The sequence below is a fragment of the Pantoea sp. X-Soil-ISGK-421 genome, from assembly GCF_059730785.1.
Genome location: NZ_AP035979.1, coordinates 885,987 through 899,557, shown reverse-complemented (window position 1 = coordinate 899,557; position 13,571 = coordinate 885,987). Strand labels below are relative to the sequence as shown.

The 13,571-nt window shown below is 56.7% G+C and carries 13 protein-coding genes, 1 tRNA gene and 1 pseudogene; 7 read left to right on the top strand and 8 right to left on the bottom strand.

Annotated elements, in window-relative coordinates:
* Positions 1-3: 3 nt before the first annotated feature.
* On the bottom strand, positions 4-789 hold the full coding sequence (locus tag AC6I8K_RS04020; RefSeq protein ID WP_064740343.1) for a transporter substrate-binding domain-containing protein: 786 nt from the start codon (positions 787-789) through the stop codon (positions 4-6).
* Positions 790-981: 192 nt separating this feature from the next.
* On the bottom strand, positions 982-1,821 hold the full coding sequence (hpxU, locus tag AC6I8K_RS04015; RefSeq protein ID WP_497827217.1) for a MurR/RpiR family transcriptional regulator HpxU: 840 nt from the start codon (positions 1,819-1,821) through the stop codon (positions 982-984).
* Between the two features lie 228 nt (positions 1,822-2,049).
* Here hpxU and AC6I8K_RS04010 point away from each other — a divergent pair, with 228 nt between their 5' ends.
* Genes AC6I8K_RS04010 through hpxZ form a run of 4 tightly spaced genes read left to right on the top strand, consistent with a single transcriptional unit; the run spans position 2,050 to position 5,614 of the window.
* A complete protein-coding gene (locus tag AC6I8K_RS04010) occupies positions 2,050-3,636 on the top strand; it encodes a gamma-glutamyltransferase family protein (protein WP_497826261.1) in 1,587 nt (528 codons plus the stop codon).
* A gap of 12 nt (positions 3,637-3,648) precedes the next feature.
* Positions 3,649-3,834, top strand: a complete 186-nt coding sequence (gene hpxX / locus AC6I8K_RS04005) for an oxalurate catabolism protein HpxX (protein WP_061723592.1) — start codon at positions 3,649-3,651, stop codon at positions 3,832-3,834.
* A complete protein-coding gene (locus AC6I8K_RS04000) occupies positions 3,831-5,228 on the top strand; it encodes an AtzE family amidohydrolase (RefSeq protein WP_483816858.1) in 1,398 nt (465 codons plus the stop codon). Before hpxX ends, AC6I8K_RS04000 begins: the two co-directional genes overlap by 4 nt.
* 2 nt (positions 5,229-5,230) lie before the next feature.
* Positions 5,231-5,614 carry an oxalurate catabolism protein HpxZ gene (gene hpxZ, locus AC6I8K_RS03995; RefSeq protein WP_064740339.1) on the top strand — a complete coding sequence of 128 codons (384 nt, stop codon included), beginning with the start codon at positions 5,231-5,233 and terminating at the stop codon, positions 5,612-5,614.
* 766 nt (positions 5,615-6,380) lie between these two features.
* On the opposite strand, the gene puuE is transcribed toward hpxZ, so the two are convergent.
* From puuE to AC6I8K_RS03980, 3 genes are read right to left on the bottom strand one after another with little or no spacing between them, the layout of a single operon-like run.
* A complete protein-coding gene (puuE, locus tag AC6I8K_RS03990) occupies positions 6,381-7,340 on the bottom strand; it encodes an allantoinase PuuE (RefSeq protein WP_064740338.1) in 960 nt (319 codons plus the stop codon).
* A 35-nt stretch (positions 7,341-7,375) separates the two neighbouring features.
* Positions 7,376-8,107, bottom strand: a complete 732-nt coding sequence (hpxA, locus tag AC6I8K_RS03985; protein ID WP_064740337.1) for an allantoin racemase — start codon at positions 8,105-8,107, stop codon at positions 7,376-7,378.
* Positions 8,104-8,826: a GntR family transcriptional regulator gene (locus AC6I8K_RS03980; protein WP_497826260.1), complete on the bottom strand. Its 723-nt coding sequence runs from the start codon at positions 8,824-8,826 to the stop codon at positions 8,104-8,106. The genes hpxA and AC6I8K_RS03980 overlap by 4 nt, the downstream gene beginning before the upstream one ends.
* A gap of 145 nt (positions 8,827-8,971) precedes the next feature.
* On the opposite strand from AC6I8K_RS03980, the gene AC6I8K_RS03975 reads away from it, so the two are divergent.
* Entirely contained in the window at positions 8,972-10,465 is a 1,494-nt protein-coding gene (locus AC6I8K_RS03975) for an NCS1 family nucleobase:cation symporter-1 (RefSeq protein ID WP_497826259.1), read from the top strand.
* 116 nt (positions 10,466-10,581) lie between these two features.
* On the opposite strand, the gene AC6I8K_RS03970 is transcribed toward AC6I8K_RS03975, so the two are convergent.
* Positions 10,582-10,658, bottom strand: a tRNA-Asp gene (locus AC6I8K_RS03970).
* Between the two features lie 134 nt (positions 10,659-10,792).
* Positions 10,793-11,524 (bottom strand): DNA polymerase III subunit epsilon, encoded by a 732-nt coding sequence (gene dnaQ, locus AC6I8K_RS03965; protein ID WP_483816854.1) that lies wholly within the window; start codon positions 11,522-11,524, stop codon positions 10,793-10,795.
* Here dnaQ and rnhA point away from each other — a divergent pair.
* Positions 11,478-12,045, top strand: a pseudogene (gene rnhA / locus AC6I8K_RS03960) (ribonuclease HI). The gene dnaQ and the pseudogene rnhA sit on opposite strands and share 47 nt — an antisense overlap.
* Here rnhA and AC6I8K_RS03955 read toward each other — a convergent pair.
* Positions 12,030-12,764: a class I SAM-dependent methyltransferase gene (locus tag AC6I8K_RS03955; protein ID WP_064740332.1), complete on the bottom strand. Its 735-nt coding sequence runs from the start codon at positions 12,762-12,764 to the stop codon at positions 12,030-12,032. The pseudogene rnhA and the gene AC6I8K_RS03955 sit on opposite strands and share 16 nt — an antisense overlap.
* Positions 12,765-12,804: 40 nt before the next feature.
* Between AC6I8K_RS03955 and gloB the strand changes: the two genes are divergently transcribed.
* Complete coding sequence (gene gloB, locus AC6I8K_RS03950; RefSeq protein WP_483816853.1) at positions 12,805-13,560, top strand: hydroxyacylglutathione hydrolase; 756 nt, start codon at positions 12,805-12,807, stop codon at positions 13,558-13,560.
* Positions 13,561-13,571: the final 11 nt, after the last annotated feature.

Below are 13,571 nucleotides of genomic sequence, written 5' to 3'. Positions count from 1 at the left end.
GTTTTATGCGCCGAGATTGGCTGGCAGCGGCGCTTTGAGCCACTCTTCCGACAGCGTGTTCAGCGTGCCGTCTTTGATGCCTTGCTCAATCAGCGCATTCACTTTGTCTTTCAGTGCCGGCTCACCTTTTTTCAGGCCGATGTAGCACGGCGAATCTTTCAGCATGAACTGGGCCACCGGCGCTTTTTCGGCGTTCTGACGCGCAATCGCTGCCACCACCAGGTTGCCAGTGGCAACGTACTGCACCTGGCCAGAGAGGTAGGCCGACAGCGTGGTGTTGTTATCTTCATATCGCTTCACCTGCGCTTCTTTCGGGGCGATATCGCTTAACACCATGTCTTCCACCGCACCGCGCGTTACGCCAATGGATTTGCCGCTCAGCGCCGCCGCATCTTTCAGCGTTTCACCTTTCGGACCAAACACGCCGAGGAAGAACGGCGCATAAGCGCGGGTGAAATCGATCACTTTTTCGCGCTCGGCGTTTTTGCCCATGCTGGAGATCACCAGATCGACTTTATCGGTTTGCAGATACGGCACACGGTTGGCACTGGAAACCGGCACCAGCTGCAACTTCAGTTTCATCTGTTTGGCCAGATACTTCGCCATGTCGATATCGTAGCCCTGCGGTTGCAGGTCAGTACCGACGGAACCGAACGGCGGGAAGTCTTGCGGGACGGCGACACGGATCACGCCGCGCTTCTGAATATCCTGCAACTGATCGGCCATCGCACTCCCGACCTGCGCCATCAGCAATGCCGCGCCCGCTACCGCCAATAATACTTTTTTCATTATGCACCCCGGTGAGTTTACGTGAAACAAAAGATTCTTGATGAATCATTCTGCAACTAATGTGCCAACCGCAGTGCCGATAAATGAAAGGGGAAAAAGCGGGGTTTTTCTTAGCAGGAGGCAGCAAAAACGGGCATCAAGCCCGTTTGAATTAACGATCTAAAATAGTGCATTGCACCATTATGGCGCCCGCTAACGGTGTTCGAGCTCATCAAGATGCTGATAGAGATCGGCGATTTGGTGGATACGTTGACGCCCTTGCGACAACATTTCGTGCAGTAAGGCGTTGGCCAGCAGGTTAATCAGGCTCATGGCGGAAGCATAGCTATCAAAGGCGGAAACGCTGTCGAGTGGCGCGCACAGTTGCCAGCGCGCCAGCGTAATGATGCCCTGCGCCTGCGGCTCACACAGCGCCAGCACCGGAATGTTGCTCTGCTGCAGTTGCTGCATTAAAGGGCGAATGATGCGTGGACGGCGGCGAAACGCCATCACCACGACAATATCGTCGGGCGTGATATCCACCAGCTCTTCGCCCAGCGTCTGGCCCGGCTGTGGCAGCACATGCACCTGCGGGCGCGCCTGCATCAGCTGCTGACGCAGGTGCAGCGCCACCGGATAGGCGTTACGCATACCAATGATAAACACCCGTTTAGCCGAGCCCAGCGCGGTGATCACGTCGCCAAACTGCTGCGGATCGATGCTGTTCACCCATTGTGTCAGGTTCGCCATCTCTTGCTTATAGTGGCGTGACAGCAGCGTGTTGCCCTGCACCGCATCGCGGTTGTCGGTGAGCGGCATACCGCTCTGGCGCAGGATGCGCAGCTCATCGCGCATATCCTTGTATTTCTCGTAACCGAGACGCTTGAACAAACGGCTGACCGTGGCCTTCGAGACGCCGCTCAGCCGCGCCAGCTCGGCGCTGTTGTAGCTGATCAGGTCATCAAAATGGTCAAACACGAAGTCGGCAATGCGCTGCTCCTGCGGCGACAGTTGCGGGTAGTGACTACGAAGGCGTTCATCAAGTTGTTTCATCATCGGTCCTGTAACTTTCGTTTCACCACAAGCTAGCATAAATCGATCCAGATTGATGTCCGACCAAAACTGGAACAGCTCTTGCTTAGATTTGTGCAGTATCTACCAGGTGCGCATAAATGCGCACATTCCGTAGCGGCGCAATTTATTGCGCGATAAATCGCGCCGCTACGGAATGTGCGGGGGATTAAACAGCGTACTCACATAAGAACAAGAGAAGAAATTACTATGATACAGAGCAACATGGCGCCGTTAGGCATGGCCGTTACGCCACATCATCTCGCCAGCGAAAGTGCGCTAGCCGTGCTGCGCGAAGGCGGCAATGCGCTGGAAGCAATGGTGGCCGCCGCCGCGACTATCGCCGTGGTTTATCCGCACATGAACGGTTTGGGTGGCGATGGCTTCTGGCTGGTGGTGCCGCCCAACGGCGATCCCATCGCCATTGACGCCAGCGGCGCTGCCGGAACGCTCGCTCATGTCGATTTCTATCACGGTGAAACCCATATTCCGCATCGCGGACCGAAAGCCGCATTAACCGTCGCGGGCACCGTGAGCGGCTGGCAGGAAGCGTTGACGCTGGCGCAGGAACTCGGCGCGACGCCGCTGCCGTTAACCCGCCTGCTACGCGATGCGATTCGCTATGCCGCCGATGGGATCCCGGTCACCGCCTCGCAAGCCGCTGCCACCGCCGCCAAGCAGCACGAGTTACAGCATCAACCCGGTTTTGCCGCCACCTTCCTGCCGGACGGTAGCGTGCCGATCGCCGGTAGCCGTTTTACCCAACCCGCGCTGGCGAATACGCTGAGCATGCTGTGCGAACAGGGGCTGGAAAGTTTTTATCGCGGTGAACTGGCGCATCATCTGGCACGCGAAATGACCGCGCTGGGGATGCCGATCACGCTGGAAGATTTGCAGACGCACCACGCTCGGCGCTGCACGCCGCTGCATCTGGCGCACAGTGAAGGCGATATCTGGAACATGACGCCGCCGACGCAGGGTTTGGTGTCGCTGGCGATCCTCGGCATTACCGATCGGCTCGCAATGGCAGACGCCGATGAAGCGCAAACCGTGCACCGCATCGTCGAAGCCACCAAAAAAGCCTTCGCGCTGCGCGACCAGCACATTACCGATCCGCGCCACATCGACATCGATGTACAAAGCCTGCTGGATGCTGAGCATCTCAGCACGCTGGCGGCGCAGGTGGATGACCAACACGCCGCGTCATGGGGTACCGGGCGCGGACCTGGCGACACCGTGTGGATGGGCGTGATGGACAGCAGCGGGCTGGCGGTTTCCTTTATCCAGAGCATTTATCACGAATTCGGCAGCGGCGTGGTATTGCCGGGCACCGGCATCACCTGGCAAAACCGTGGCGCCGCCTTCAGCCTGCAACCCGACCACTTACTGACGCTGCAGCCGGGCAAACAACCGTTTCATACCCTTAACCCTGCCGCCGCACGCCTGAAAGATGGCCGCACCATGGTTTATGGATCGATGGGCGGCGACGGCCAACCACAAACCCAGGCAGCAATTTTCACCCGTCACGTGATTCAGGGGCATCCGCTGCAACAGGCGGTGAGCGCGCCGCGCTGGCTGCTGGGCCGGACATGGGGACAATCATCCGATTCCCTCAAGCTTGAAGCGCGCTTCGCCCCAGAAACGGTACAGCAGCTGCGCGCGCTCGGCCATGAGGTTGAACTGCTGCCCGATTTCAGCGAAGTGGTCGGCCATGCGGGTGCGATCGTTCGACACAACAACGGCATGCTGGAAGGCGCGTTCGATCCGCGCAGCAACGGCAGCGCCGCCGGTTTCTAACGGAGAGTAATCATGAGTTCACAACCGGACTGGGCCACCTACATCGCCCAAATGGAGCAGATTCTGGCGCTGGAGCTGGATGATGCGCGCCGCGCCGAGCTGCTGACGCAGTTCAACCGCATCGCCGCGATGGCCGAGCCGCTGATGGCGCTGCCACTCGACGATCGCCTGGAAGTGGCGGGAGTCTTTCATCCATGAAGCTGTCATCATTATCGATTAACGCCCTGCAGCAGGCGCTGAGTCAGGGCGAGATCAGCGCCCGCGATATCGCGCAAACTACGCTGGCGGCGATTGAGCAACACAACCCGGCCATCAACGCCTGGACCGAAGTCACCGGCCAGCGCATGCTGCGCGAAGCCGATCAGATCGATCAGCAGCGCCAGCGTGGCGAGAGCTTGCCGCCATTGGCCGGCATTCCCTATGCGGTGAAAAACCTGTTTGATGTCGCCGGACACAGCACCCTGGCCGGTGCCAGCCTGTTCAGCGAACGCGCGGCGGCACGCGATGATGCGTGGGCGGTGAACAAACTGCGTCAATCCGGCGCGCTGCTCTCCGGCATGCTGAATATGGATGCCTACGCCTACGGCTTTACCACCGAAAATACCCATTACGGCGCGACGCACAATCCGCGTGATGTCACCCGCGTGGCGGGCGGATCGTCAGGCGGTTCGGCGGCGGCGGTTGCAGCCGGTTTGGTGCATTTTTCACTCGGCACTGACACCAACGGCTCGATCCGCGTGCCCGCTTCACTGTGTGGCATCTTCGGTCTGAAGCCGACCTTTGGTCGCCTGTCGCGCAGCGGCAGCCACCCGTTTGTCGCTAGCCTTGATCACATCGGCCCGTTTGCCCGTTCGGTAGAAGATTTGAGTCTGGTTTATGACACTTTACAAGGTGCCGATGCCAGCGATGCCTTCCAGGCCGCGCAGCCGGTTGCGCCGGTCAGCGCAGGGCTAAGCATGGGTGCAGAAGGTGTGCGCAGCGCGGTACTTGGCGGGTTCTTCTCAACCTGGTGCAGCGATGAAGCGCGCGCCGCCGTGGCGGTTGTCGCCAAAGCGTTAAATGCCGTGGAGGAAGTCAGCTTACCCAATGCTGAAATCGCGCGATCGGCAGCCTTTATCATGACCGCCGCAGAAGGTGGTAATCACTACTTGCCACTGCTGCGCAGCCAGCCGGAACAGTTCGAGCCTAATTCGCGCGAGCGTCTGCTGGCCGGTGCGATGCTGCCATCAGCATGGTACGTGCAGGCACAGCGTTTCCGTCGTCACTTCCAGCAGCAGGTGCTGCCGCTGTTTGATCAGTTCGACGTGCTGATTGCGCCTGCCACGCCGTGCACTGCCACCACCATCGGCCAGGAAACCATTCATATTAACGGCCAGGATTTGCCGACGCGCGCCAGCATGGGCATGCTGACCCAGCCGATTTCTTTCCTCGGGCTGCCGGTGTGTACCGTGCCGCTGCACACCGCCAGCGGCTTGCCCATCGGTTTGCAATTGATCGCGGCACCGTTTAAAGAACATCTGGCACTGCGCGCCGCCTGGGCGCTTCAACAGCAAGGGCTGACGCTGCCACAAACTACCTTAATGGACGCCTGAGAATGACATCTGAAGATATCGATCGTCCGGCGGTACTCGCCGAAGTCACCGCCGCCTTTTACCGTTACGAACAAGCGCTGATCGGCAATGATGTTGAGGTGCTGGATGAACTGTTCTGGCACGACCAACGCACCGTGCGCCTCGGCGCAGGCGAGAATCTGTATGGCATCGACGAGATCCGCGCGTTTCGCGCCGCGCGCCCGTCAAAGGGCCTGGATCGTACGCTGCGCAATACGGTGATCACCACTTTTGGTGATGATTATGCGGTGTGCAGTACTGAGTTTACGCGTGAGGGTGTGGAGAAGATTGGGCGTCAACAACAGACGTGGGTGAAGATGCCTGGCGGCTGGAGAATCGTGGCAGCGCAGGTTAGCTTGATGAGCTGAGGGCGCAGCGTTTCGCCTTGATTGGCAAACAGACTGCTGCTTTCAACTTCAAGTGCAAGGTCAAGGGCGGTTTCGTTCGGCTTTCAGCCGACCGACCCAGGGGAGGCAGTCGCCCCTCCCCTGGGAACCCGGGCTTTTCGGCAGCACACTCGCCCGCTACGCGGGTTCCCTCGTCAAATCCCACTTCCTGACGGACCGGCCCTGATTCGCCATCCTGGCTCAGCAGGCCCTTTCGCCGCCGTCCTGGCGGCTCATCCTGGAAGCAGGCTTCTCCTCGGCGAGAGTGATGCCGACTCAACACCCCCGCGGTAAGCTTTCAAATAAAATCAAAACAACATTATCGCGATGCGATCTCTTGTTAGGGCAGAGATAAAATCAAAATAATACTATCGCGATACGATCTCTTTTTAGGGCAGAGGTTTGGCGGCTGGGTGGGTGTCGTCAGAATTGCCGAACGGAGGGGGAAATTCCAGGATGAGCCGCCAGGACGGCGGCGAGAGGCTGCGCTGAGCAGGAGCGAATCGCAGCCGGTCCGTCAGGAATTCACCTGAAGTGAGGGGACCGCGTAGCGGCAATTCTGCCGACAAAGAGACCGGGTCCCCAGGGGAGGGGCGACTGCCTCCCCTGGGTCGGTTGTCCGCAGGACAATCGAAACCGCCCTTGACCTTGAAGTTGCCTTTAAGCCTTTAAGCCTTTAAGCCTTTAAGCCTTTAAGCCTTTAAGCCTTTAAGCCTTTAAAAGCAGTCTGGCAGCCCGCCAGCGCCCCTCAAGCATCCGGCGCGGGATGCGTCTTAATCCAGTGATCGGCAATTTGCTGCCGGGTACACACCCACACATCCTCATGCTGCTGAATATGATCGAGAAAACGCTGCAATCCACGGAATTTCCCCGGCCGTCCCAGTAAGCGGCAGTGCATACCAATCGACATCATCTTCGGCGCGCTTTCCCCCTCTTCGTACAGCACATCAAAGGTGTCGCGCAGATAGGTGAAGAACTGCTCTGCCGTATTAAAGCCCTGCGGCGAGGCGAAGCGCATGTCGTTGCACTCCAGCGTGTAGGGAACGATCAGGTGCGGTTTAACCGTGCCATCCTGACAGGTGACCTGCGTCCAGAACGGCAGGTCGTCGCCATAGTAGTCGCTGTCATAGCTGAAGCCGCCCTGCTCTACCACCAAACGTCGGGTGTTGGGGCTGTCGCGGCCGGTGTACCAGCCGGTTGGCGCTTTGCCGAACAAATCGGTCAACACGTCCACCGCCTGCTGCATATGCTGGCGCTCGGTTTTGGCATCCATCGCTTGATAGTGGATCCAGCGCCAGCCGTGGCTTACCACGTCGTAATCGGCCGTTTTAATCGCCTCGACGATGTCCGGATGACGCGCCAGCGCCATCGCCACGCCAAACACCGTGAGCGGCAAACCGCGCTTTTGAAACTCATTATGGATGCGCCAGAAACCGGCGCGCGAGCCGTATTCATACAGCGAATCCATCGACATATGGCGATCGGCGTAGCTGGCGGCGCCGATGATATCGGAAAGAAACTGCTCGGAACCGGCGTCGCCGTGCAGCACGTTATTCTCGGCACCCTCTTCGTAATTGAGGACAAACTGCACCGCAACACGCGCCTTGCCTGGCCACTGCGCATGCGGCGGATTGCCGGCATAGCCGATTAGATCGCGTGGATAGTTTTTGTTGAAGCTGTACTCTTTCTTTTCAGATACATCATTCATTCTGCAAGTTCCTGTCGTCAGTCCTCAACCAGCACTTAGTTTAGGTGCTGAAATGCCCCGCTGAGCGGTTTTTCGAGGGGATAATCGAGATCGCCATGCTTGCTGGTGCCAAAGCCTAACGCCACCAGCGACTCCACCATTTTTACGGCGGCGCTGACGCCGTCGATCACCGGTAATCCCAGTTCTTTGGTGAGATCCTGCGCCAGCGCGGCCATGCCGCCGCAGCCCAATACAATTGCGCCGCTGCCATCTTCGCGTTTGGCCTGAATGCAGCGCTGACGCACTTTCTCCTGCGCCACGCCGCTGCCGTCTTCCAGCGCCAGCACCGGCAGATCGATGGCATGCAGCGCAGCACAATGGTGGGTAAAGCCGTATTGCTGCAGCAGATGCCGCGCAATCACCAGCGTACGTGGCAGGGTAGTGACGATCGAGAAGCGGGTCGCCACCAGCGTGGCGGTGTGCATCGCCGCCTCTGCAATGCCGATCACCGGTCCGCTCGCCAGTTCGCGCGCCGCCAGCAAACCCGGATCGCCGAAGCAGGCAATGATATGGCCGCTGACGCCTTGCGCTTTGCCGCGTTTGACTTGCTCCAGTACGCCAATCGCCGCAATGGCTTCATCAAAATGGCCTTCAATCGACGGCACGCCGTGGCTCGGGCACACCGCCAGAATCTCGGTGCCCGGCGCGGCAACAGCACGCGCGGCAGCACCGATGGTTTCGGTCATCGCCAGGCTGGTGTTGGGATTGATCACCTGAATCAGGCTCATGATGCCGCTCCTTTGTTACCGGCAAATAACCGGGAAAAATCAGGCAAGGTTTCGCCGCTGCGCTCAAAGTGCAGGCTGGCAACAATGTGTTCGAAGTGATGCTGCAGCGAGGCGGTTAACGCCGGCAGATCTTTTTTCCGCAGCAGATCCACCAGCCGATCGTGATGATCGCAACGGCAGCCGCGCTGCCAGGGCGCACCGTAAGCCGCGATCACCAGCGACGAGCGCTGCGTCAGGCGCGTCACCAAATCGGTAAGCACTTCGTTGCCAGAAATCGCCTGCAGCTGAATATGAAAAGCGGCGGAGAGACGAATCGCTGCGGCACCATCGTGCTGATCGTGTGCTTGCTGTTCTTCCTCGATAAGTGCCGTCAATGCCGCGATGTGCGGAGGCTGCACGTGACCTATAACCGTAGGTAAGTTTGCGCACTCCACTAAACTGCGGGTGGCAAAGATGTCGCGTGCTTCATCCACCCCCGGCGTCGCCACGTGTGCACCACGCCTGGGCGACAAGGTGATCATTTGCACCGCGGCGAGGCGTTGCAGCACCTTGCGAATGCCGGTGCGGCTCACGCCGAAGACATCTGACAACGCTTCTTCTGGCAATTTACTGCCCGGCGGCAGTTGATGCTCAACGATGGCGGTAAGAAGCGCCTGATAGATAGGTTCATCGCGATCGTTCAGATCGGCAGCCGTTTTCTGGCCTGTTTCACTCTTCATTACCTGCTCCGGTAAGTGACTGTGTGTTGCACATCGTATACGTGAAATTAATTTTTTGTATACAAGAAATCAATTCTGGCCTGGATCCTGCAATACCGTTTCACGCTGTGATTATTCTTCCATGATGTAGAGAGGAGCAGGTTTCATGCCAAATCATTCTGAAGTGACCTCGCGGGTGGCCTCTGAAGCCAACGCGCAATACAGTCCGCGCCTGTGTAACGACGATCTGGCGCCAACGCGCGACCAGAATTGGTCGTGGTACAACATCTTTTCTTTCTGGATGTCCGATGTGCACAGCATGGGCGGTTATGTGGTAGCCGCCAGCTTCTTTACTTTAGGGCTGGCGAGCTGGCAGGTGCTGCTGTGCCTGTTAGTGGGCATCTGCATCGTGCAGCTTTGCGCCAATCTGGTGGCCAAACCCAGCCAGATGGCGGGCGTGCCCTATGCGGTGATTTCGCGTCAGGCGTTTGGTGTGTTTGGTGCCAATATTCCGGCCATCATTCGCGGATTGATCGCTTTCGCGTGGTACGGCATCCAGACTTATCTGGCAGCCAACGCACTGATGCTGGTGCTGCTGAAGTTCTTCCCAACGCTCAGCAGCATGACGCAAAGTAGCTGGCTCGGCTTATCGCAGCTGGGCTGGTGCTGTTTCGGCGTGATGTGGTTACTGCAGGCGATGGTGTTCTGGCATGGGATGAGTGCGATAAAACGCTTTATCGATGTCGCCGGTCCGGCGGTATACGTGGTGATGGTGGCGCTGGCCGGCTGGATTGTATACAAAACCGGTTTTGACGGCATCTCCTTCACGCTGGCCAGCAAACAGTTAAGCACCGGCGAGCAAACCTGGCAGATGATCACCGCCACCGCGCTAGTGGTCTCTTACTTCTCCGGTCCGCTGCTCAACTTTGGTGACTTCTCGCGCTACGGTAAGAGCATGGGCGAAATTCGTCGCGGTAACCGCTGGGGATTACCGTTCAACTTCCTGCTGTTCTCGATTGTGACCGTGGTGATTGTTTCTGGCACCCAGTCGCTGTTCGGCAGAATGATCACCGATCCGATTGAGACGGTTAGCATGGTCGGTAACGATGTGGCGGTGGCGATTGGTCTGCTGACTATGATTATTGCCACCATCGGCATTAATATCGTGGCGAACTTTGTCTCGCCAGCGTTCGACTTCTCTAACTGCTCGCCACAGAAAATCAGCTTCCGTACCGGTGGCATGATTGCCGCCGTTGGCTCGGTATTGCTGACGCCGTGGAATTTGTTCCAGTCACCGGAGTTGATCCACTATACGCTGGATGTGCTGGGTGCCTTTATCGGCCCGCTGTTCGGTATTCTGATTGCTGATTTCTACCTGATTAAACGCAGCAAGGTGTACGTGGACGATCTGTTTGATGATACGCCGAAAGGGTGTTATTGGTATCGCGGCGGCTTCAATCCTAAAGCGATTGCGGCGCTGCTGCCGTCAGTGGGCATTGGCCTGGTGATCAGCTTTATTCCCTCACTCCACGCCGTGGCGAACTTTAGCTGGTTTATCGGTGTGGCTTTGGGTGCGGGTTGCTATCGCTGGCTGGCGCGTGCTGACCGTGAAGCGTCTGTGGCGGCGTACCGCGCGACGGTGGCGGTGCAGAAGGATTAATGGTGTGGTGGTCGCCATGAATGGCGGCCCTACGTAGGATGTGTAGGGCTGGCATTGATGTCAGCCAGGAAAAGCAAAAAGCCGATGCATTTCTGCATCGGCTTCTTTAAATAGATTGGCGGAACGGACGGGGCTCGAACCCGCGACCCCCTGCGTGACAGGCAGGTATTCTAACCAACTGAACTACCGCTCCGCGCTTTGTTCCCCGTCGAGAACGAGGCGCATATTAATAGCAGCTTTGGTACCCGTCAACGCTTTTTCTGTGGGAATGTTTCGTTTGGCGTTTTTTTCAGCTTAACGTCGGTTTTACAGGCAAAAACAGCCGTTTTACAGTCGCCACAGGCAACTGCCGCCCTTCTTCTGCACTAAATCCAGACGCCCTTCATGCGCCATAATCTCTTCATCACTGGCACTGACCACGCGCAGACCCGAACTCGGACGTACAATGCGCTGAATACTTTCCCCCGAGCCCTGGCTGTTTTGCTCTCCCTCCAGTGAAAACGACAGCGAGGTTTGACCGCCGGTCATCATCAGGAAAACTTCCGCCAGAATCTCGGCATCGAGCAGTGCGCCGTGCAACGTACGCTTGCTGTTATCGATTTCATAACGGTTGCACAACGCATCAAGGCTGTTGCGCTTGCCGGGGTACATCTTACGCGCCATCGCCAGACTATCGGTGATCTGGCAGAAGGTTTCGGTTTTGCCGATATCCCGCTTCAGCATACCGAATTCGTAATCCATAAAGCCGATATCGAACGATGCGTTATGGATCACCAGCTCCGCGCCACGGATGTACTCAAGAAACTCATCGGCGATATCGGCAAAAATCGGCTTATCGGCGAGGAATTCATCGGCGATACCGTGCACGCCGAACGCTTCCGGATCCACCAGCCGATCGGGTTTCAGATACATGTGGAAGTTGTTGCCGGTCAGGCGACGGTTGATCACCTCAACCGCACCAATTTCAATGATGCGATGTCCTTCATAATGCACACCGATCATGTTCATGCCGGTGGTTTCGGTATCGAGGACGATCTGGCGGTTATTTGCAGTGCTCATAGGACTCGTTTTATGTCAGACTTGGCGTTTTGTCAGAAGGAAGTCTACCAGAGATGCGCAAACAGGTAGAAATATTCACCGATGGATCCTGCCTGGGCAATCCCGGTCCCGGCGGCTACGGCGCCATTCTACGCTATCGCGAACACGAAAAATTGTTCAGTACCGGTTACCGCCTCACCACGAATAATCGCATGGAATTGATGGCCGCCATCGTGGCACTTGAAGCCTTAACGCAGCCGTGTGAAGTGGTGATCAGCACCGACAGCCAATATGTTCGTCAGGGTATCACCAGTTGGATCCATAACTGGAAGAAGCGCGGCTGGAAAACCGCCGATAAGAAACCGGTGAAAAATGTCGATCTGTGGAAACGGCTCGATCTGGCACTCAGCAACCATGAAATCAAGTGGGAATGGGTTAAAGGCCACGCGGGGCATCCGGAGAACGAACGCTGCGACGAACTGGCGCGCAGCGCGGCGGGAAATCCTACCCAGGATGATGTCGGCTATCAGGTTGAATCCTGATCCTTCACTTCGCGAAACTGGCGCGTCACGTTAACCGTTTGACGTAGCTGGCTTTGACTCAGATTCTTCTTCATTTTGGTGGGCGTTAACGGGAACGTACGTTTACGTGCCACCACAATGTTCAGACAGCCTAGCGCCGGCAGATGCGCGCTGATCACCTTGCCTCCCTGCCGATGCCACGGCACCACCTGAAAACGCGTGCGGTAAACCACTTCATAATTCAGCAGACTTAGCCAGTCGAGCAAACGCACCTGGCTGAACATGCGCCCACTCCATGGCGCGCGTGAATGCAAACCCGGAATGCCTTTGCTCATCCCTAATAGACTGAAGGGATTGAAGCCGCTAATGATCATCCAGCCATCATCGATCAACACCCGATCTACTTCGCGCAACACGCGATGCGGATCCTGGCTCCAGGACAAGGTATGTGCGAGTAAACAGGCATCAACGGATTTAGATTCAAAGGGTAATTGTGTGTTATTGGCGATCACTTGTAGCTCATCGCCCTCAATGCCCACATTCACCTGATGCGATATGGCACACTGGCTGGTATTGATTTCTGCGCTTAGGCTACCAATTTTAAGCATATGAAAGCCATACAGCTTGCCGAGATAAGGCTGCAGTTGCTGAGTGAGTGCGTCGCGAAAATAGTCCCCCATTGGCATATCGCGCCAGGAGCGCGGTGCAGTCAGGATTTGGCGCGTTTTAGCTGGCTTCATGCTCTACCATTTTCCTTTTTCTACGACCTGAGAGGTGTTTATGAATCTTACCAGTATTCCCGCATTGCAGGATAACTACATCTGGACACTGACGGACGATGACAATACATGTCTGATTGTCGATCCCGGCGAAGCGCAGCCAGTGCTGGATAAACTGAGGGCGAATCGCTGGCAACCCGTCGCGATTTTGCTGACGCATCATCATCACGATCATGTCGGCGGCGTGAACGAACTGTTGCAGCACTATCCCGATTTGGAGGTTTTCGGTCCACAGGAAACGGCAGATAAAGGGGCAAAGCGCATTGTGGCTGAGGGGGATGAATTTACCCTGCTTGGGCTTAGCTTCCGCGTCATCGCAACGCCTGGTCACACTTTAGGACATATCTCATATTTCAGTTCCCCTTATCTTTTCTGTGGTGACACGATGTTTTCTGGCGGCTGCGGACGCTTATTTGAAGGCACGGCAGAACAAATGTTTGAATCATTTCAAAAGCTTAATCAGCTTCCTGAAGATACCCTCATTTGCTGTGCGCATGAGTACACTTTATCCAATATGAAGTTTGCTGCGGCTATTCTGCCTCACGACCCTAAAATTTTGGCAAGGTATCAGCAAATTAAGGACTTACGCGCGGAAAACCGCATTACTTTACCTACAAAACTGGCCTTAGAGCGGGAAATAAATTTATTTTTGCGCACGCAAGATGCTGATTTAAAACAGGCTTTAGGAGCTAATGTCTCATCGTCAGCGTTATGGCAAACTTTCGCTGATCTACGCGAGAAGAAAGACCGCTTTTAATATTTGAGGTT